The organism is Paenibacillus sp. FSL M8-0142 (genome assembly GCF_038597315.1).
Lineage (GTDB): Bacteria > Bacillota > Bacilli > Paenibacillales > Paenibacillaceae > Paenibacillus_AQ > Paenibacillus_AQ lactis.
This window is the reverse complement of sequence record NZ_CP152008.1, coordinates 2489118-2510360: the sequence shown is the minus strand read 5'-3', so window position 1 is coordinate 2510360 and position 21243 is coordinate 2489118. Positions and strand designations below refer to the sequence as shown.

Here is a 21243-nt window from a genome sequence, read left to right as displayed (position 1 = left end):
CTCATGCCCTGTTAAGGTAACACGCCGTCTACCGTCTAGTTATGACTCCATCATAAATCAAGCGCAATGCATTCGTCAACATGCGACAAGAACGCACATGTTTTCTGAAGGCCCCGGACACGATTAGAGCCCGGCGCCTTCAGGCTCCTTGGTCCCCGGTTAATTCTTTGATTGCGGCAACGACCTTCTCCATACGTACCGGCTTCATAATATAACCGTTCGCCCCGTATCCCAGATACTGATCCCGGTCCATCGCCCTTGCGGTCATAATAATGATCGGCAGGTCCGCCCAATCGGGATTGCTTCGAATTCGTTTCAATGCCTCCACTCCGTCCATCTCCGGCATGACGATATCGAGCAGAACGAAATCGATCTCCGGATGCTTTTCCAGAAGCTCCAGACATTCATATCCGTTCTGAGCCGTGTATACGGTCATGTGAAGATTCTCAAGCGCATTGGTCAATCCGTACACATTGCGGATATCGTCATCCACGATCAGCACGGTTTTGTGCTCTAGTTCCTTTAGACATTCCGGCTCCTTAACTCCGGTCGTCTGATAGTCCTGCAGAATCTCCTCACTCCGGGCTGCAGCAGCCTCAGGCATAATAAAGAGGCTTTCGACCGTCTCGGAATCCGTTACGAGCGGAAGGTATAAAATAAATGTGCTCCCCTTGCCCTCCTCGCTCTCGACGGTGATATAACCGCCCAGCAGCTTGGCCAGGTGAAGGGAAATCGAGAGTCCGAGACCCGTCCCTCCGAATTTGCGCGCCGTCATCTCTTCCCCTTGGTGAAACGCCTCAAAGATCGAATGAAGCTGATTCGAGGCAATACCGATTCCCGTATCCTCCACCGAGAAGGCAATCGCTTCTCCGGTGATCATGAAATCGGAAGTCACGATGGAGTTCATCTTCGACACGTGCAGTCGTACACGGCCGCTCTCGGTAAACTTGATTGCATTGGACAACAGATTACGAAGAATTTGATGCAGTCTCAGCCCGTCGCTGTAGATGATATCCGGTAAGTCGTCGTCCATTTCGATCACGAAGTCCAAATTTTTCGACTCCGCGCTTTTGGCGAAATATCCCCTCATTTGCTCTGGAAGCTCCGTGAGATTGACCAAATCCATATCAATCTGCATCTTGCCTGCCTCAACCTTAGATAGATCGAGGATATCATTGATCAAGTTCAATAATTCACTGCCTGAGTTATGAATGACTGAAGCATAGTGCTGCTCTTCTTCCGTTAAGTTTCCGTTTTTGTTCTCGGATAAAATCTGCAAGAGGATGAGCATGCTGTTCAGCGGTGTTCGAAGCTCATGCGACATATTCGCCAAAAATTGCGATTTATATTTCGAGCTCTGCTCGAGCTCCTTGGCGTAATTCTCCAGCTCTTGCGCGGCAATGAGCGCCGCTTCCTTCTGGGTTGCGAGCTTCTCGTTTAGCAGCTGCATTTCAACCGTATGGGTTTGCAGTTCTTCCGTTTGGGTCTGCAGCTCTTCGGTCTGGCTCTGCAGCTCCTCATTCAATGTCTGCGATTCATGGTACAGCTGCTGGATTTCCATTTTGCTGCGAATCGAGTTCAGCGAGATGCCCAGCTGATGGGTTAACTGCTCCAGCAGCTGCATCTCCAGCGCATCAAGCGGCCGGAACATGGCCAGCTCAATCACGCCGAGCACCTTATCCTCGAAGAGAACGGGAGCCAGGAGCAGCGTGGAGGGCTCCGCATCGCCAAGCCCGGATTCGATCCGCACATAGTTTGGAGGAATATCATCGAGGATGATCATCCGCTTCTCCAGCATGCACTGCCCTACCAAGCCTTCGCCAGGGAGGAAGCGGTCTCGCACCTTATCCCACGGTTCACCGTCAGGATCAGCGAATGCGGCTGCCTTGACCAGCTCCGGACCTTTGCGAACGATAAATACCGCACCATACGGCAGATTTAGAATAGAAGCCAGCTTATGAATATAAAAACGGGAGGCCGTCTCCACCTTATCCGCAGATTGCAGCAGTGTGGACATGACGTTGACATGGTCCTTCGCCCAATTTTGCCTGCTGACCAACGCCAGCAGCTCATTGGTCGTATCCGCCAGCTTGCGAACCTCATCATGGGAATGAACTTGAACTCGCTGCGCGAGACTGCCTCCCTTGACGATATCCGAAATCATATGCGTCACCTGCAAAATTGGCCTTACAATGCTCTTGGAGACGAACCAGGCGGCCCCGATCGTAATGAAAGCAGCCCCTGCCCATAATGCATACATCGTATACAGCAGATTGGTATTGCTATGTCTCATGTCATCGATGCGGGCGGCGGTCAGCTCACGCTCCGTTTTACGGAAGGATAAGAACATGTCATGGATCGAATCCATCGCTTGCTGTCCGGGATCATTGATGAAGAAGTGGAGGGCTTCCTCATCGTGCCCAAGCTGCTTCAATTGAACGGCCGGTTGGCCTGCTACTTGTATCCATTCCTTGATGTTTTCCTTGATATTCTCGAGATGATTCGCCTGCTCGGCATTGTCGCTAATTAGCTGGTACAGCTTATTGTAGTTGATCTGCCATGCGGTTAACGCATTATTGAACGGTTCGAGATAATCCTCGTCCCCTGTAATGACATACCCCCGCTGGCCGGTTTCCATCTCCAGCATATTCTTCTCGATCTCATGCGTTAGATTGTGGACCTCGATGTCATGCTGCTCGATAAAATCCGCTTCTTGCTGCAAGGAGGAGATGCGATCCGAGACGATCCATAAAAAGGCTCCCAGACACAGTAAGATCAGCAAGTATCCTAAAACGATCTTGATGCGTATGTTGATTTTCAGGTTGTTCGACAAACAGCCAATCTCCCCCATCTTCATCAGAATAAGTCTGTCCCTATCATCATAGTAATTGTTATGAAAATGGTTTACAAGGCAAAACCTGCTTGGAAAACGGCAATGTTACTTTAGTCGTAGGCAGTCAGATTTAGATCGTTCGCAGCCACTGTAAACCATGCTGGCCGTGTTCCAGCCGCTCTTTCGGCTGTTGCGCATAAGGAGGCTTATTCGTGTGACCAACCATCATTCGCCTGAAAGCGACATGATTCCAACCAGGCATGTTTACCATCCGAGACGTATTGCCGAAAGCCCTTCGGGAAGGGGGCGTGCGGACGTATCTTCGGCGCAGCTTCCGCTGCTGCGGGGAATGGCCATGTCCGAAATTCATCTGGATCGCGGCGGCGGCCTTCCTCCCCACTGGCATCCGGATACCGATGAGCTATGCTACGTGATTCAAGGAGAAATCAGCTACCATCTCCACGATCCGGACAGAATGCAGGAGCGTTCATATTTGTTGACGTCCGGACAAGTGGCTCACGCTCCGATCGGATGGCTTCACTGGATTACGGGCTTTGCTTCAGGTACCATTCTTCTGCTTGTTTACCGGACGAGCAACCCGCATCAGGTGGAAGCGGCAAGGATATGGAGCTTGTCTTCACACGACGGGTTGTCCGCCGAGAAGCATCCCGTCAAGGAACACCCGCTGCCATCACCGGTCCCGCTTATGAGCCCGCCTGAAGTCCGGGAGTCGCAAGCCTCATCAGCGCCGGCGCCCCCCGCACTCTTCATCCCGAGATCCAACAAGAAGAACCACAAATAGCCGTTCATCGGCTGTTTGTGGTTCTTTTCATGAAAAGTATTCGTATTATGTAAGGAAAATCTAGACCATGGGCGTCACAGCAGGATCAAGCTGATGCTGACCGCCGGGGGTGGCCCTTAGTCAATATAAAAGCGTTGCTCCGGCCGGATTTGCTTCTTCAGGATGCGTAAGTCCGCCTCCAGTCTGGCCACCGTCTCTTCCAGTTCCACAGGATCCAGCAAGGGCCGCTCGGGCTCGGGCTTTACTCCCGCCTTCAAATCCCTAATAATAATTTGCTGCTCCTGCCATTTATCCATAAGATCCGAGATCGTAGCATAAAAACGTTCGTAATCCTTGATCACTTCGTCCAGGAAGGTATCCACCTCCTGCTGGTCGTATCCACGCAGCTTGGTTGAGAATTCTTTCTCATGGATAGACAAAGCGTCCAGTTGAATGCCAAGCTGCCGGAATAACTTTTTCTGTTTATCCAATCGGCGTTTCATGTGTTCATCCATTGTGATTTACCTCCAAATATTGGTACGGCTACTTAAGCAATCGGTATCTCCCTATCTTTTTTTATATCATATTCGCCGTCGTGATTAAAACTGTCCGGGGCTTTTTTGGAGAAAGTTCCAAAAACGAATGGACATGCCGTGAATCATCCCAAATGATTGTTCAGGCCCGATTTCGGGTATTGTCATACAAGAAGCATTTCATCAGATCGAGAGGAGCGACTATCATGAATGCCAAGACGAAACAACAATATGAGCAATTGAAGCAGCGCATGCTTCAGGACAAAGCGCGTCTGGAGCAACAGCTCTCCGATCCGGATTCCGTATCCGGGGAATCCCTTCGGGATTCTACCGGCGAGCTCAGTGCCGCCGACAATCACCCGGCCGACACCGGAACCGAAGTGTTCGAACGCGGACGCGATCTGGCCATCGAGGAATCGCAGCACATGGAGCTGGAACAAATCAATGCAGCCTTGGCTCGTATGGAACGCGGCGAGTATGGGCATTGCACCGTATGCGGCCAAGAGATCCCGCTTCAACGGCTGGAAGCAGTGCCTTACACGGCCTACTGCATCGACCATGCACCGAATCGGGCATTATCGGATGACCGCCCGGTTGAAGAGGATGTCATGACAGCTCCGCCATCAGGCGCAGGCATCAACCGGCAGCGTATGAGCGGCAGGTTTGATGACGCCGATGCTTGGGACGCCGTGAACGATTACGGCACGTCCACTTCGCCGGCCATGTCCGTAAAACCCGGACAAGACGATTACAAGAACTAGGTTATGCCGATCTTTCCCGCATTAGAAGACAAAGCTGACACCTGCACGGTCTACAGGTGCCAGCTTTTGTGCTGTGGTATATTACTCAATGGAACGGATATTCGTGGCAAAAAACTCGTATTCTTGATCCGCTTCGCTGCGTTTATTTTTATAAGGCTCCAGCAGCTTATCCAGCTCCTTGAACAGATTTCTGGCCTCATCTTCGGTCATATACAGCGTCGTATTCGTCAGCATCGAAGTTGACTCTTCATCGTTGTTGAGGTATTTAAAGAACCGCTCCCTGTTCTGATTGAACAGCTCCGACAGCAGCTTATTGGTCTCGGAGCGGATCAGCTCCTTGATGACCGGCTCTTCCGTATCGTTGCCGCGCTTGATCCGGATCGCACCAGCAAATGGCTCGTAGTATTTTGCAATGATACCATTAATCTCTTTGGTCGAGACAATCTTGACCAGCTCGATTTTCTCCAGCTTTTTCATATGATAATGAACTTTGGCGGGCACATCCCCCATCCGGTCCGCTACTTCCTTAACGGTGGCCGGACGGCCCATTTTGTTAAGTACGTTCAAAATTTGGAGTCGATATGGATCCGAATATATTTTTATTTCTTCCAGTGTCGTCAAATCCTTACTCTCCACACCGAACACCTCAGCTTTGCAAATTTCGTTCCTCTCATTATAGGCCTAGAAGCTCGAAATTACAAAGCGTGTCATTCATTTAGATCGTCACCTAGATCGCACGGAAGCTCTTCTTGCGGAGCAGAAACATGACGGGCAGCATCATGACGATCCCCATAATCATAAACAAGATTGGGGGCGGTTGGTGCTCCGCTATGACCCCTGTGATAAAGCTGCCGACAGGAATGGCTGCCGTACACAGTACCGACATCAGCGCACCGACTCTCCCAAGGAGGGCTTTCGGCGTCACTTCCATGATGTAAGTCGAGATGGGAGTATTTAAGATGGTTACGGCAACGCCCGCCAGGAACATACATCCAGCAGCCGCTTCGAGCCGAAATGCCGGCAGATTGCCCGGGATGCCTAATGCGAAGTAGCTAAGGCCAAGCAGAATGGAGCCTGCTATGATCAATGTGCTCTTTTTGAAAGACTTGCCGTAGCGTCCCATCCAGATGCCGCAGCAGACCATCCCGATCAGAAGAGAACTCCCCAATACGCTCATTCCCCCTGCGCCTACCCCCAGCGTTTCTTTGACGTACACGGGCTGCAGCACGTTCAAGGGTGCAAGACAGAAATTGTTGATCATTGCAAGCACCGTTGTGATGAGAAGCAAAGCGTGCTGTTTGACGAAGGCAAGCGCTTCCCGGATATCACCGATCACTGACCTCTTCGCCGGTTCAGTAACCGCAGGACTTCCGCTTTTCTCTGCTGCTGCCTCAGCGGCTTCCGGATTCGGCATGAATGCGATGATCAACGCCGCGAAGATAAAGGTACAAGCATCGATCAAGATGGTTCCCGAAATTCCGATCAGGGCGATGAGGGCCCCCGCTGCGGATAATCCGATTAACTCGGCGCTGCGGCTGATCGATGTGGAGAAGGAGTTGCCGGTCATCAGCTTATCATGAGGAAGCAGTCTCGGCACGATCGACATTTCCGCGGGTCTTGAAAAGCATTCCAGCGTGGAGTTGATAAACGTAATGAAGAACAAATGCCACACTTCAAGGAGTCCGAAGGCAAATAGAACCGCTGTAATGGACACCATGATACCACGTCCCAGATAAATCACGATGAGTACACGCTTCTTCACCCATCGATCGACGAATGTTCCGGTAAACAGACTGAACAGCAGCCCGGGCACAAAATTAAAAGCAAACAACGACCCCATTAAGAGCTCCGATCCTGTCAGCATATAGACCATCCAGCTGTATGCGATGGAATCCAACGAATCACCAAATCGCGTAACCGCTTGGGCGGTCAAATACAACAGATACGGCCTATGGCTCAGAAGCTGGCTGAATCCTCTCTTTTCTAACACGGCGGCATTTTGCATACTTTTTCTCCTCTTCGATTTCGAATTGATAACTTCCCTTTTAAATCAGGCATCGTAAAAATCTTTTACAGGGACAAGAAATTCCTTTTAAAGGCACCAGAAAATCCTTTTAAAACACAAGAAATCTTTTTAAAAGCACAAGAAAATCCTTTTAAAAGCAAAATAATCGCTTTAATGGCAACGTTAAAAATTTTGGATCCGTTAAAATATTTTTATCGTTAAGTTTATTTTATCGATTGTGGAGAAGAATGCAATAGGCAAAAAAAATAAACCGCCAATGCAGCGGTTTAAGAATGTAAATCTATTGATTATGCATGGAATGGCTTGTCTTCTACCGGCGGGATTTCGATACGCGACGACGTTCGCGCGGAACGAAGGCAGGCCTCAATCGCCCGGATGTTCCTTATTGAATCGTCAGGTCCATAAGGCAATGGCCTACCGTCCATAACCGCGGCAGCCATGGCATCCGCCTGCAGCGCAAAATGGTTGTATATGCCGACCTTCTCTTCCCGGCTCCCCTTCGGGGTATGAATGCAGATTTGGGACATATGCTCCATGCGTTCCCATCCGAATGCGCAAGGAAGCTCAATTCTTCCTTCGGTTCCCGAGATCTCAAGCGAACATCTGGAATACGTCCACATCCCGCATTCGAAGGTTAGCCCAAGCCCGCTTCCAAACTCCATCATGCCATGCACCATCATATCCACGCCGTCATGCTCTTCGGAGAAAAATGCGTGGGCCGTCACGGCCCGAGGCTCCTGGCCATAGATCATTCGGGCAGCCGAAATCGGATAGCACCCCACATCGTAAATCGAGCCTCCGCCCATTTCTTGGCTGTAGCGGACATTTCCTTTATCACTCGCATTATTGAAAGTAAACGAGCCGTGGATGCCTCTAAGCTCACCGATTTCACCGCTCTCAATTATTTCGCGTACACGTGCATGCTTCGGGTGATAGCGGTACATGAACGCTTCAGCAAACAGAACATCATGGGCTTTGGCCACCTCCGCCATTTCCCTGACATCCGCTTCAGTCAATGCAGCCGGCTTCTCGCAGAGCACATGCTTTCCTGCCTCAGCAGCTTTAATGCTCCATATCTTATGAAGGTGATTGGGCAGCGGAATGTAAACCGCGTCAATATCGGGGTCATGCAGAAGCTCGTCGTAGGAACCGTAATGTCGATCAATATGATAGCGCTTGGCGAGCTCGGCCGCCTTCTCTTTATTGCGGCTTGCGACGGCTTTCACCTCACAGCGTTCCGATTTCAGGATGCCAGGTATCATGGCATTTCGTGCAATTCGAGCGGTGCTCATAATTCCGAATCGCAATTTCCTGCTCATATGGCCATTCCTCCTTCGGATCATCGTTGATGTTCGTGACTATTGACTATCCAAAATTATCGCTGACCGCTTTATGAAGAATTCCCAGGCATCGATCCAGATCTTGTTTGACCTGCTTTTTATACAGCTTGGCCTTCTCGACTCCTTCGTCGGTGAAATGGTAGAGCACGATTTCTTGAAAATCGACACGCGGATCATTGCCCTTCAGCTGCTTCGTGCGATACAGCACGCCTTCTTGTACAAGCTCATGCAGTGCACGGTAGATTTCGCTCTGCGGCGGCGAATAGCCATGATCTTTAAATTGCTGGCGCAGCTCCTCCAGCATCTGATATCCGTATCCCCGCTGCTGCTCTACCATCGTAATAAGATAAACCTTGATAAAAGCACGCTGCGCGATCATAAAAGCCATTCGAATGCCTCCTTACTGTCCGGTTCTCTTCCCGTTTGTTAAGATATCAGAAAGTATAAGCTTCGAAGGATCTGCTGCCTGATATCTCAAGAAAAACCACCGCTAAACGCGGTCTGTCTACATTGAGAGTACCTCGATAGACGTTTTTCTTATTTTCCATTATAACCCACAGTTTCCCAGTCTGCACAATAGGAGGCATCCCCTTCTTTTAACCAAAATAAGGTGGATTGAAACGTGTTGAGTAGGGATTGGGGAGGGCTGATGCGAGGATGTAATTTGTGCATCTCACTATTGTGAATTTTTCATATGTTGAAATTATTATTGTTCGCATTTAGATCGGTAGTTCGGACCAGGTTGGTTCTCGCGTCACAGACATCGTCTGCTTGCTTGTTTGCATGTTAACTTGGTAGCTGGATAGGTCATGGTTTGTCTTCAATTTGCTTGCTCGGTTGCTTATTATCTTGCTTGGTTGCTTAATTACTGGTTGGTCGAGCAAGCAGGTAGTTCGGTACTTGGTTGGTTGGTGCGCTGGGGGCCGTTGGCCGAGGTAAGCAAGGCCAGGTTTGAGAATGGTGGGAACCGTAGGGGCGTTGGCGCCGTGGGCACCCCGGAACGGCAAACAAGTCCCCAAAAGGGACTTGTAGGAGCCGTGGGCGCCACGAAACGGCAAACAAGTCCCTAAAAGGGACTTGTGAGCGCCCTGGGCGCGCCGGAACGGCAAACAAGTCCCTTAAAGGAACTTGTGAGCGCCGTGGGCGCCACGGAACGGCAAACAAGTCCCTAAAAGGCATGAGCGTTGCATAAATCTTTACATCTGCAAGCACTTGGATGAAATCTGAATAAGAACAATTAATTTACAGTTGTTTTTTCGAGAATTACACTAAAAGATCCAACACTTCTTAAATGTAGCTACGTTTTCCCATAAAATGTATTTTGTGCAAGATTTTCGTTTCCTAAGTCACTTTGCTTGTTTTAAAAATGCCAACGCTCGTTCGTAATTCAGGTACCTTCCTTGGTGCACCGCGTGGCTTTCCAGAAGTTGTTCGCGTAGGTGCTCGAAACAGAGCGTTCAAGAACTGGGACCACGGATGATACATGTGAATTCGAAACAATTCAAGGACACGCCAAACGCTTTTCTTGGTTTCTAGACGTAGCTGCATATACTGTGCCAGCACGTAAGCGATCAGCGCAAGGTAAATCTGGTTCCATATCGCTTGCGGCTTATAGCTGTGCAGTTTTTTTAGGCGCAGATGCTGCTTTATCCATTTAAAGAAAAGTTCAATAAGCCATCGGCATTTGTAGATATGAGCTACTTCTTCGGCCGTTATGTCCTGTCGAGAGGTAAGTAGGCGATAATAGCGCCCCTGCTCATCATAAAACTCTACGAGCCGGACTCGTTCCTTCATCTTGCGCCAACCGCTACCTACGTTCACAAGAGCATCTCGTGTGATCGGACTTCCTGGAGGGATTTCTCGTTCCTCCACAACATGGATTGAGGTGCGATCTCTCATTCGCATGACAAATTGAATGCCGCGCTCCATCCAGTTATCCATGTTTTTGTAGCTATCATAACCACGGTCCATGACATAAGTTGCCGCCTGCTCGGTGACCAGTTCGACCGCCCCGGCTCGGTCGCCTACGTTTAAAGTCGATGGGATGACAGCGTCCGGATATACCACTTCGGGTGAAGCGGCTACGAGCCGCACATGCAGCTTTACCCCGCTGGAGGTATGCGAAACTCTGGCCCAATCCCCAAGTACCAAGGGGAGTGTGATTTTCGACGAATCAATGAGTGCCAGAGGTCCAATGGTTGAAGAAATGCCCTGCTGGTGAGCCGTCAGCTTCTGGACACGGGCAACGCTATGGAGAAAAAGCATGTGCAAGATTTCCGTCGGGATTTCGCTGAGTTTCCGTGACAATTGGGCTGCGCTGATGCTGGGCAGATCGAGGATGGACCGAATTTCAGAGTGTGCATAAATTTGTTCTTCCATCTCGATATAGCTTTGCCAATGGTTGAGCTGAGCCAGAATGAAAATGAGAATGCTTTTGTTGATGGTGAGCTTCTTGGCGTAGCGATCGGCATGAAGGAGTCGATCGTGTACATCCAAAGGCAGTAAAGAAAGCAGTTGACGAACGACAGTGTTTTGGGTTACGTTATCCATGGTTTGGACTCCTTTTTAGAGGTCGTGGACAACGTGCTACGTCTTCTAAATTAGGAGCCTTTTTTTGTTTTGTCCATGAAAAAGATACAGGTAGTTACAGAAATAGTAACTTCAGCAAAAGTTGTGATAGGTTTTATGCAACGCTCATGCCTAAAAGGGACTTGTGAGCGCCCTGGGCGCGCCAGAACGGCAAAACAAGTCCCCAAAAGGGACTTGTGAGCGCCCTGGGCGCGCCGGAACGGCAAAACAAGTCCCTTAATGCTCTTCTGTCAAGAAAGTAGACACCTCTAAGCTAAGCTATACACTCGTAATAGCACTGCTCAAAACGCACCGGGGACATATACCCAATCGTACTGTTAGAACGTTTTCGGTTGTAAAAAAATTCAAGGTACCGGTACAGCTTCTGCCCGGCTTCCTCTTTTGTTTTAAACTTAGGTTTGCTGTAAATGAATTCTCGCTTTAGGATACTGTGAAACGCTTCAATACAGGCGTTGTCGTAGCAGTTTCCTTTGCGGCTCATACTGGGCTTCATGTTAAATTGCTTCAACTGTTCACGGTACTCTTTAGCGGCATATTGCGAACCGCGGTCGGAATGGTGAATCAATCCCTTCGGAGGCTTCTTAGCAGCATACGCCATCTTTAGGGCATCGAGGGTAAGGTCTGTGGTCATCCGATCGCTTAGCTTCCAACCGACGATTTGTTTGGTGTACAGATCCAGGATGCTCGCAAGGTAGAGTTTCCCTTGGCGGCAGGGGATGTACGTGATGTCAGCGACCCACTTTTCGTTGGGCTTTGTGGCTTTGAAATTTTGTTCCAACACGTTAGGGGCAATCGGGAGATCATGCTTGGAATCGGTCGTAACCACTCGGAACTTACGGGCCATGCATGAACGAAGGCCATGTTCGCGCATAATGAGGCCCACCGTACGTTCCGATACCGTCCATCCTTCCTTCACCAGCTCGTTTCGTATTCGGGGACTGCCGTAGGTTTCATCGGAGTCATAGAAGTGCCATTTCACACGTTCAGCCAGCGTTGCCTTACGTTTTTCCCGTTCAGAAGCTTCAGAGGTACGCCATTTGTAATAACCGCTCCGAGACACGTGAAAGAGAACGCACATCTTCTCCAATCGAAACTCGGAGCGATGATCTTCGATAAACTGGAACCTTAGTTCTTTTCTTTGCTGAAGATGTGCATGGCCTTTTTTAGGATCGCAATTTCTTCTCTCAAATCATCAATTTCGCGTTTCTGATCTTCGATAAGTTGGGTTTGCTGACGTAAGGTTTCCCCATGATTGACAGGCTCGTGCTCGAATGTTCGATACTTTTTGACCCAGTTGCGTAATGTGCCTGGATTAATGTTCAACTCATCGGCGATCTGCTCCAGCGTCTTCGACTGTTCTTGCACGTACTTTACGGTTTCACGCTTAAATGTCTCGTTGTAATGTTGTCTATTGCCACTCATTTTTTTTGACACCCTCTCGTCTGCTTTGTTTCATTATCGTTTTATCACTAAGGGGTGTCCACTTTTTATTCTAGCTGCAAAAAAGGGACTTGTGAGCGCCCTGGGCGCGCCGGAACGGCAAAACAAGTCCCAAAAAAGGGACTTGTAGGGGCCGTTTGCGCCACGAAACGGCAAACAAGTCCCCAAAAGGCACTTGTAGGGGCCGTTTGCGCCACGAAACGGCAAACAAGTCCCCAAAAGGCACTTGTAGGGTCCGTTTGCGCCACGAAACGGCAAACAAGTCCCCAAAAGGCACTTGTAGGGGCCGTTTGCGCCACGAAACGGCAAACAAGTCCCTAAAAGGGACTTGTGAGCGCCCTGGGCGCCGCGGAACGGCAAACAAGTCCCTTAGAAGGACTTGTGGGCGCCGTGGGCGCCACGGAACGGCAAACAAGTCCCTAAAAGGAACTTGTGAGCGACGTTGGGTTGGGGCAGCGCAGGTGGCGCCCCGCAGGTGCGCTGCCCCCCAGGCAGTTATTTCTCGTTTTATACGTGTGAGGAACTATATACCACGGGATGCGTAACTAAACGCCGGGGGCTTGCCCAGTCTGAGCATTCGGCTTGAGCTGGCGCGGCATATCCGGGGGGTGCGGCTGCGAGCGTCCCTTTCTTCCCGACAATCCGACCAGCCATTTTCCAAAAGGCAGCTTCGACAGCACATAGGTAGCCCCATATGCGGCCGCCGCACTTATGATCCATGAAGCGGCGATTCGAACAGAAGGTGGCGCGTGCAGCAGCAGGCTTTCATCCACGCTGTAGCTGAGACGCAGTGTCAGCAGGTGCATCAGGTACGCCCCGTATGAGTATAAGCCGATGGAGGTCAGCGACTTGTTGAGCATCTCCCCGCCATATTTACAGATCCAGCCTGCCGCATCATACATGACGATGATCGAGCTGATCAAAAACAACGCCATTGACGGCCGAAGCAAAGACAGCGAATAGAAGGTAATACCGCCTTGTGCCCCCCGGATTTCAGACACCGCTTGGATGAGCATCCATCCGAACAAAAAGGCAAAAACGAGCCAGTTCAGCTTCCGGTATCGGCGAATCCATCCCTTCCACTCCTGCTGATACAACCCGGCGGCGGCTCCAAGCGTAAAGTAAAAAAAGTAGTATAGCGCATTCCGGTCCGCATAAGTCGTAAACAGTTCACTCCAAACGGGAATCTGAAGGCTTCCCATCCACTGGCCGATCTCGCTAATCCCGCTGATGAGCCATAAATACAGCCCTCCCGACAGGAGCAGAAGCAAGAAACCGATGGGGCGGCTCTCCTGTGCTTTCACGCGAAGGAAGGCAGGACGAAATAGTGGATACAGCAGATACATCTGAAACAGCATGATGATGTACCAAAAATGCGAGCTGGACTTCCCGGTGATCAGAACATAGCCCAGATGCTTCCAATCCTCCAAAACAAACGGGTTAAATCCCGAATTCATCAAAATTGTAACGACAGTCCACACAGCAAATGGAATATAGATATCGCCAAAGCGTTTTTTAATGAAGCGACCATAATGAAGATGTCCACGATCGTTGTAAAATAGCACTAAACCCGTAATAAACACAAACACAGGGACTGCAAATTTGGTGGCCATGAGCAGAATCGCCATCAAGATGCCGTCATTAGCCGTCATTCCGGGTGCAATCGAATAATGGGCAATCGAGTGTTGAAGCACGACAGCCAAAAAGGCGATGCCCCGCAATCGTTCAACCTCGGGTATTCGTTCTTTAGCCATAGCTGCTCCCCCCAATCCGAATTCTTTGCTGACCTCATTTATTCTAAGGGAGCGGGTTCGTCCGAAGCCAATCCAATAAGTTCCAGATGACTGCCCATCGCATGCCCGCTGCTCGCAGCCTCCCTTGCATATCCCGAATATCTGCAAACAGCAGCCAATTAAGATGAGCTTCAACCCTTAATTAACATAAAAAACTGTCCACCAGCAGAATAATCCACATAGGGGACAGTTCCTTTAACTCACTTCAAGAGATCCTTTCAGTTCACTTCATAGATTCGTTCCGCGCGGGGGTAAGGAAGCATCCACCTCGGGACCGGCCTGTCCATATCGATCCGCATTCATCGCATCCGAATCACGGAAGATATCGTAAATGCCTGTATTCTCTTGATCGGCATCAACAAGCACCAGAATACGCCCCTCCTCAACATAGGACTCGTACTCCCTTGCCTCCTCCTCGGGTATGCCAAGGCCGATAAAGCCGCCGACCAGGCCCCCGGTTCCGGCTCCTACCGCCGCGCCGGTTAACACTGCGGCAATGGGGCCCGCAGCGAGGATCGGTCCGATGCCCGGGATCGCCAAGGCGCCAAGGCCAGCGAGCAAGCCGGCGGTGCCGCCAAGAATTCCTCCGGTTGCCGCACCTGCAGCCACACCTTCAGGTGCCATCGTGCCCGTCTGCTCAGCTAATTGGTCCGCGTCCCGTTGGTCCTTCGTAATGATCGAAATCGCATCGCTCGGAATCCCGTTTCGCTGAAGCCGTTCAATGGCCTGCGCCGCTTCCTGCTCTGACCGAAACACGCCCGCTACTTTTCTCTCCATGCCATTGCCTCCTTCATCAGGTTATTTTCTTATCATTACCCGATGAACCCGGTAGCCAAACGTCTGACATTTCCGGCTGATGCCTTATGATGCATTATGATGGCTTGGGACGGGTCCGATTCGTCGCGGTAGCTTCAAGCGGATCATCCGGCCAGTAGTGCTTAGGATATCTTCCCTTTAAGTCCTTCTTCACCTCGAAATACCCGCTGGACCAAAAGCTCGCCAAATCCGAGGTCACTTGAACGGGGCGATAAGCCGGCGACAAGAGATGCAGCGTCAGCGCAACCCTGCCTCCGGCAATGCGCGGCGTCTCCTTCATCCCGAACAGCTCCTGCAGCCGGACTGCCAAATAGGGCTTGTCCGGATCGCTGTAATCCACCGGTATTCTGGATCCGCTGGGAACCTGAATATGTGTCGGTGCCTCGCGCTCCAGCTCCTGCTTCATGTCCCAGCTCAGCAAATGGGACAGAAGTCCCGCTAGGCCAAGGCGGCTTAAATCATGGCGGTTTCGAACACCACCCAGGTACGGCAGCAGCCAGGTATCCGCATTGGCAAGCAAGGCTTCGTCCGTTACATCCGGCCACGCTCCGGCAGGGTCATGCCTCTTCATGAAGGCCATCCGCTCGCGCAGCTGGACAGCCGCTTTGGTCCACGTAAGAAGTCCCAGCCCTTCCCGGCGGATCGCATTTAGAACGGCGGCCGACCGGTCTTCCTCGGTTACACCTTCATACGGCTGTTCTCGAATCAGAACTGCGCCCAGCATCAGACGCTGCCTAGCCCGCACGCTGCCGGACGCCGGATCCCAGCTTACTTCCCGGATCAGCTCCATTTCGTCGCGGAAGTGCTCCTCAAGCCACTCTTCCTCCAGCGGAGCCGCAAGTTGAATTAAGCCGTCCGGTCCCTGATCATCAATGACGGCGGCGACGATATAGGACGCCCGGCTTAGCGGCTGGACCGAGGCCAGTCTGATCCCCCGGCCGGTCCGAAGCACATAGCTGCCCGTTCCCCTGCTCTTGGCAATTCGGTCCGGGTAGGCAAATGAGAGCAGCAATCCGCATCGATCGGTCCGCAGGACGCCAGCGTCGGGAATGCCCAGCTCCGAATGGAGCTTCGTAATTTCCTGAAGCATCCGTTTCAGAGCAGCATCATCAACCCCTTCGGGACCGGCATTACCAGAGCCCCTGCGTTCATATTGATCCAGCCGCTCGAGGCGGGACCTAATGTCCTGATCCGCGGCTGATGCTTGCGGACGGAATATGTCCCGCTCCTGAAGCAGCACCGCAAGACGCACAGCCAAAGCAGCTTCGCCGAGCTCCTTTCCCCGAAGGAGCATGTGGGCCAGCCGCGGGTGAATACCCAGGCGAGCCATGCTGCCCCCATGATCCGTGATTTGTCCCGACTCGTCCAACGCGCCAAGCTGGCGAAGCAGTTCTTGGCCCTGTGCGAACGCCGCCTTGGGCGGAGGGTCAAGCCATGCAAGCTGCAGCGGGTCCCGTGTCCCCCAGGCTGCCAGCTCCAGCGCGAGCGGCGCCAAATCCGATTCTCGGATCGCCGGTTCGGTATGCTCAGGAAGGTGTCGGTGCTCCTCCTCGCTCCACATCCGGTAACAAACGCCGGCGGATATTCGCCCGGCCCGTCCTCTTCGCTGGTCGGCGGAAGCTTTGGAAAGCCGTCTCGTGATCAGCTGCGGAAGACCGGTGCGCGGTGAGAAGACCTCGGTACGGGTATATCCGGAATCGACGACCACCTTGATCCCCTGGATCGTTATACTGCTCTCAGCAATGCTGGTCGACAGCACCACTTTGCGCCTCCCAGCCGGATCCGGCCTTATCGCTTCATCCTGCATCTCTGGCGAAAGCGTACCGTGTAATTGGCGAATGACGATGTCGCCTCCTAGATTGGCCTGCTGCAGCTCGTTTGCTGTACGCCTAATTTCCCTAGCACCCGGAAGAAAGACTAAGATATCGCCCTCCTGCTCCGAAAGCGCCAGCTGAATGGCCCGAGCTGCTCCTCTATGTAATTCCTCCAGGCGTGAAGTCTGCAAATATTTGGTTGCAACCGGATAAGAGCGGCCCTCGCTCACAATAACAGGTGCTCCCCCCAGCAGCTTGGCTACAGGCTCTGCCTCGAGCGTAGCCGACATGATGAGCAGGCGCAGGTCATCGCGCAGAACGGACTGCGATTCCAGCGCAAACGCAAGGCCGGTATCCGCCTGCAGGCTTCGTTCATGATATTCATCGAATATAATCATGCCGGTACCGGACAACTCGGGATCCTCCTGCAGCATTCGGGTCAGGATCCCTTCCGTAACGACCTCGATCACGGTCCGGTCACTTACCCGGCTATCCATCCGCACCCGGTATCCGACGGTCTCGCCTACCCGCTCACCTAGCGCTGAAGCCATGTATCGGGCTGCGGACCGGGCGGCAAGTCTTCGCGGCTCAAGCATGATGATCCGCCGGCCCTGCAGCCACGGCGCCTTCAGGAAGGCCAGCGGAACTTGTGTGGTCTTGCCCGCCCCCGGTTCCGCAATCAGAACGGCAGCATTCCGCTCACCGAGAACAGCGGTTAATTGCGGTAATACTTGATGTATGGGAAGTTTGTTCATTTTTAACTCGTCTCCATCATTCGCATAAAATTTGCTCTTTCTATAATTTGCTCTCCCTGTTCTTGTTTCGCAATAGGACGCGAGTCTATCGGTTAGCAAGCCTACTCTGGAAACACAACGCCCATTTGAGCTACAATACATTATATTAAAACATCTCCCTCGGATATTTTAAAGAAGATGCAGTCAAGAAGGTGAAAATGATGCAGCAAGAAACTATATGCCGCGGACGCTTTGCCCCGACGCCGTCGGGAAAGATGCATATCGGCAACGCACTCACCGCGTTACTAGGATGGCTGCAGATGAGAAGTTTGAAAGGACGCTATATTCTTCGGATCGAGGATATCGATGAACAGCGCTCGCGCGAAGAGCTCATTGATGAACTGATGCGGGATTTGATATGGCTCGGTCTCGACTGGGACGAAGGGCCCGATGTCGGGGGCAGCTTTGGGCCGTATATCCAGACCGAACGAAAGACGCTGTACGAAAGCGCGCTCTCGAAGCTGAAGGAGGCGGGGCTGCTCTATCCGTGCTACTGCAGCCGCGCTGACATTATGGCTGCTGCAAGCGCGCCGCATGGCTTGGCCTCCGAAGGCCGCCGCTATCCAGGCACCTGCAGGCATTTAACGAAGGCAGAAGCGCTGCGCAAAGAGCAACACAAGAAGCCTTCCCTGCGTATGAAGGTTCCCGAGCAGGCGATTGTCTTCACCGACGATATCGTCGGCCCCCAAGTCTATCCGCTCGAGAAGAGCGGCGATTTTGTTGTCCGCAGAGCGGATGAGATGATCTCTTACCAGCTTGCCGTCGTTGTCGATGACGCATTGATGGGGATCACCCACGTGTTGCGGGGCGCTGATCTGCTTGATTCTACCCCCAGGCAGCTGCTTTTGTACGAAGCTCTCGGTTACACGCCTCCGCGCTTTGCCCACGTTCCCTTGATCGTAGATGCCGAGGGCAAGCGGCTGGCCAAACGGAACCGTGGACTGAGCCTGTCCTTTTTGCGGGGACAAGGGATCCAGCCTCAGCGAATCGTCGGATGGCTCGCCTGGGCTGCCGGGTTGATTCCCTCTCCAGAGCCGGTTTCACCATCCGAGCTGGTCCAAAGCTTTGATATGGCTCAAATTACGCCGGAGCCGATCAAACTGACCCATGATGCTCTGAAGATGCTGTTTGCTCCGATGCCCAACCTGCAATAAAGCAGGCACAACAAGAAGCGCCAGTCGTCATTCGAGGCCGAATGGCAGCTGGCGCATGCTTTATATGAACCGTCTATTGGCTTTTATTGGCTTTTACATCCATCTCTTCGCTGTTTCTATTCATCTACCAGTCGTTCCCTGATACGGGATTCGTACTGCATGAACGCACCGCTCGATCCAAGCCCACGCTGCTCCAGCAGCATCTGCAGCCTCAGCTGCTTCTCGTTCAGCTTGCGTCTCAGCTGCTCCTGCTCTCCATCATGCTGTGCAGCATTGAGCAAATCATACAGGCGGATGCATTCCTTCCTCAAGCTGACTTCCTCCGGAACATACCCCGCATTCTTCATAATTCGGTAGGACATTCTAAGATCCTCCGGGATATGGGATAAATCATCAATCGGGAGCTTTTTGCCGGCCATCGGCAAATTGTCCAGCTCTCCGTTGCGAACCGCTTCCTCGATCTTCTGTTCCGCCAACCTGGAAAAGATCCCCATAATAGCCCCCTCTGTTTTCCATACTCGCTCAAAAACGCCTTAAAAGCATTTAACTCCCATGCTCGCAGCCACATGTTTCAGATATATATTCTATCATAATCCAGCAGGTTTAGGATTCCAAGCCGAAATCATGATTATTCGTTGTCAGAGGAGGGATTCCGCTCCATCGATAAAGATTTGGGCGCCGGTAATATGTCTGGATTGGTCGGAGGCAAGGAAGGCGACCAGATCCGCAACCTCCTCGGGTTGTCCGGGACCGTCCGCCAACGGCTGGCTTCCTTCCGGATACTCGACCGGAATCGTAATCTCGTCCAGGTTGTCCTTCTTCTTCGTGCTTTGGTCGATATTCGTGGCGATCGCTCCCGGACAGATCACATTGACCCTGATTTTGAACTTCGCCAGCTCTAGCGCAGCCATTTTGGCAAACGCCACCTGTCCTGCCTTGGTCGTGCTGTATGCGCTCATCCCGAAATTCGAGAACGTCCGCGTGCCGTTAACCGAACTAGTGATAATAATACTGCCTTGACCGCGTTTTTTCAGATGGGGAAGGGCGTATTTAACCGTCAAAAAAGTACCGTTCAGATTCACTTTCAACGTTTTCTCCCATTCCTCGAGCTTCATTTCGTCAATCGGAGCGAGCACGCCGTTAATCCCTGCATTTGCAAATACGATATCCACTCCTCCGAAAATTTCCACCGTCTCAAGCACAGCCTTCTCGACCCGGTCCGGATCGGTAATATCCACATCGAACGCTCTTGCGGATCCCTCGCGAAGGGCGTTGATTTCCGCCTCCGCCTTGTTCGTCCGCTCATCCAGCAGATCGAACAGGGCAACATTCGCCCCCATGAGCGCAAGCTTGACGGCTGCTGCCTTCCCGATCCCCGATCCTGCTCCCGTAATGATCGCTGTTCTCCCATGCATGCTTCCCTGAACTTCATTCATCTTCATCCACGCTCCTTCATCTCATAACCTCGTAGGTTCGTCTGTCACAAGATTACCCAAAAGAGCGTGTTTTATAATCCGCATTTCGATAATTTTGCCAATACCATGAAATTCACGGCTCCGACCAAAATGAAATGAACAGGAAGAACCATTTAGAGCGAAGAAGATTTGACACGGTTGTAAGTCGCTGGATCAAGTGCTGGCGATTTTTGTTACGCATGTGGCATGTGGTTAGCTAACGCACCGTTCTGTAAAGCCGAGAACCAAGCGCGGTGGGCTTTCCCGGCGAAAAAAGGAGCTGTTCCAAAGTCTGCTTAAATCGACGACTTCGGAAACACCTCCTGCTCTCCAGCTATCATGCTATTATGTTATCCTGCTGATCCCTACCACATAATCTCCAGAAACGAAGCGTCATCCTCCAGCCCGCCTGTATGCAATGCGTTCATAAGCACTTGGACCTGGTCATCCGGTATCGGCTCCTTCATCGGGTCCAGGTCGTTCAGACCATCACTGTACATTTGCAGTCGATAGCCCGAGTCATGCTCCAATCGGCATTGGTACACATGGGGCTTCCCGCCCACCGGTCCGCTTTTGGATGACCAGCGCTCGGCCGTACGAAACCGGTCGCCGAATATAGGCGAAATTTCATGCTGTCCTTGCCACAGCCGCAAGCGGGAATCCCCCTGCCATGCCAGCCATAGCCTGCCTTTTCGCCTGAACCGGCTCGGCAGCTCGATCCGTCCGCACACATACATCGCCTCGCTGCCCATTCGCTGCTTCTCCTCCAGCACCTCACGCAGCAGCTTGGGCGCCTTGGCATCGACGGACAGGCTGCGCATCTCCCGCTCCGCCTCCTGCGTCAGCTCAAACAGCTTGCGTTCCAAGGCTGGCTGCGACAGCTCATCCTGCGAATGAAGCCACCCCATCAGCCCCCGTCCGAGGAGCTGGGAAGCGACATCGCCACGGTAGCTTAAGCCGACTCCGTCGCACAGCACGAACCGGCAGACGTCCCGATCGATCGCGAAAGCCATGAAATCCTGGCCTCTCTCCGACATCATGACCGATTCCGCAGCTCTGCCGTAAGCGTACCGGCAAATGAACTGTTCTTCCACCCGGGTCAAGGGCTCCTCCCC

The 21243-nt window shown here is 52.0% G+C and carries 18 protein-coding genes; 3 read left to right on the top strand and 15 right to left on the bottom strand.

Annotated features, from left to right (window positions below; all coding sequences use genetic code 11):
* Positions 1-139: 139 nt before the first annotated feature.
* Entirely contained in the window at positions 140-2833 is a 2694-nt protein-coding gene (locus tag NSQ46_RS11930) for a CHASE3 domain-containing protein (protein WP_341033039.1), read from the bottom strand.
* A 214-nt stretch (positions 2834-3047) separates the two neighbouring features.
* Here NSQ46_RS11930 and NSQ46_RS11925 point away from each other — a divergent pair, with 214 nt between their 5' ends.
* Positions 3048-3635, top strand: coding sequence for a cupin domain-containing protein (locus NSQ46_RS11925; RefSeq protein ID WP_007128611.1), 588 nt, complete (start codon positions 3048-3050; stop codon positions 3633-3635).
* 116 nt (positions 3636-3751) lie between these two features.
* Here NSQ46_RS11925 and NSQ46_RS11920 read toward each other — a convergent pair whose 3' ends face one another.
* A complete protein-coding gene (locus tag NSQ46_RS11920; protein WP_007128612.1) occupies positions 3752-4129 on the bottom strand; it encodes a DivIVA domain-containing protein in 378 nt (125 codons plus the stop codon).
* Positions 4130-4353: 224 nt separating this feature from the next.
* Between NSQ46_RS11920 and NSQ46_RS11915 the strand changes: the two genes are divergently transcribed.
* Positions 4354-4908, top strand: a complete 555-nt coding sequence (locus tag NSQ46_RS11915; protein ID WP_007128613.1) for a TraR/DksA C4-type zinc finger protein — start codon at positions 4354-4356, stop codon at positions 4906-4908.
* Between the two features lie 81 nt (positions 4909-4989).
* Here the strand turns inward: NSQ46_RS11915 and NSQ46_RS11910 are convergent, their stop codons facing one another.
* The 10 genes from NSQ46_RS11910 to hrpB form a co-directional block, all read right to left on the bottom strand.
* Positions 4990-5529, bottom strand: coding sequence for a helix-turn-helix domain-containing protein (locus NSQ46_RS11910; protein WP_244152653.1), 540 nt, complete (start codon positions 5527-5529; stop codon positions 4990-4992).
* Between the two features lie 106 nt (positions 5530-5635).
* Complete coding sequence (locus NSQ46_RS11905; RefSeq protein ID WP_341033038.1) at positions 5636-6913, bottom strand: MFS transporter; 1278 nt, start codon at positions 6911-6913, stop codon at positions 5636-5638.
* A gap of 308 nt (positions 6914-7221) precedes the next feature.
* The gene (locus tag NSQ46_RS11900) at positions 7222-8253 is read right to left on the bottom strand and encodes a Gfo/Idh/MocA family oxidoreductase (RefSeq protein WP_213616994.1); all 1032 of its coding nucleotides are present in this window, start codon (positions 8251-8253) and stop codon (positions 7222-7224) included.
* A gap of 46 nt (positions 8254-8299) precedes the next feature.
* A complete protein-coding gene (locus NSQ46_RS11895; protein ID WP_007128617.1) occupies positions 8300-8662 on the bottom strand; it encodes a helix-turn-helix transcriptional regulator in 363 nt (120 codons plus the stop codon).
* A 953-nt stretch (positions 8663-9615) separates the two neighbouring features.
* Positions 9616-10824: an IS4 family transposase gene (locus tag NSQ46_RS11890; protein WP_342574451.1), complete on the bottom strand. Its 1209-nt coding sequence runs from the start codon at positions 10822-10824 to the stop codon at positions 9616-9618.
* 292 nt (positions 10825-11116) lie between these two features.
* Positions 11117-11977, bottom strand: coding sequence for an IS3 family transposase (locus NSQ46_RS11885; RefSeq protein ID WP_244152709.1), 861 nt, complete (start codon positions 11975-11977; stop codon positions 11117-11119).
* An 11-nt stretch (positions 11978-11988) separates the two neighbouring features.
* Positions 11989-12285, bottom strand: a complete 297-nt coding sequence (locus NSQ46_RS11880) for a transposase (RefSeq protein ID WP_007131733.1) — start codon at positions 12283-12285, stop codon at positions 11989-11991.
* A 563-nt stretch (positions 12286-12848) separates the two neighbouring features.
* Positions 12849-14057 carry an acyltransferase gene (locus NSQ46_RS11875; protein ID WP_342576792.1) on the bottom strand — a complete coding sequence of 403 codons (1209 nt, stop codon included), beginning with the start codon at positions 14055-14057 and terminating at the stop codon, positions 12849-12851.
* Positions 14058-14324: 267 nt separating this feature from the next.
* Positions 14325-14873, bottom strand: a complete 549-nt coding sequence (locus NSQ46_RS11870) for a general stress protein (RefSeq protein ID WP_007128619.1) — start codon at positions 14871-14873, stop codon at positions 14325-14327.
* Between the two features lie 94 nt (positions 14874-14967).
* Positions 14968-17481, bottom strand: coding sequence for an ATP-dependent helicase HrpB (gene hrpB, locus NSQ46_RS11865; protein ID WP_342576791.1), 2514 nt, complete (start codon positions 17479-17481; stop codon positions 14968-14970).
* Positions 17482-17681: 200 nt separating this feature from the next.
* Here hrpB and gluQRS point away from each other — a divergent pair, with 200 nt between their 5' ends.
* Positions 17682-18674, top strand: coding sequence for a tRNA glutamyl-Q(34) synthetase GluQRS (gene gluQRS, locus NSQ46_RS11860; RefSeq protein WP_342576988.1), 993 nt, complete (start codon positions 17682-17684; stop codon positions 18672-18674).
* 116 nt (positions 18675-18790) lie between these two features.
* On the opposite strand, the gene NSQ46_RS11855 is transcribed toward gluQRS, so the two are convergent.
* The 3 genes from NSQ46_RS11855 to NSQ46_RS11845 all read right to left on the bottom strand — a co-directional run bounded on the left by NSQ46_RS11855 (position 18791) and on the right by NSQ46_RS11845 (position 21222).
* Complete coding sequence (locus NSQ46_RS11855) at positions 18791-19168, bottom strand: DnaJ family domain-containing protein (RefSeq protein ID WP_340900191.1); 378 nt, start codon at positions 19166-19168, stop codon at positions 18791-18793.
* Positions 19169-19312: 144 nt separating this feature from the next.
* Positions 19313-20116: an SDR family NAD(P)-dependent oxidoreductase gene (locus NSQ46_RS11850; protein ID WP_210095105.1), complete on the bottom strand. Its 804-nt coding sequence runs from the start codon at positions 20114-20116 to the stop codon at positions 19313-19315.
* Between the two features lie 377 nt (positions 20117-20493).
* Positions 20494-21222 carry a hypothetical protein gene (locus NSQ46_RS11845; protein WP_244152662.1) on the bottom strand — a complete coding sequence of 243 codons (729 nt, stop codon included), beginning with the start codon at positions 21220-21222 and terminating at the stop codon, positions 20494-20496.
* Between the last annotated feature and the right edge of the window lie 21 nt (positions 21223-21243).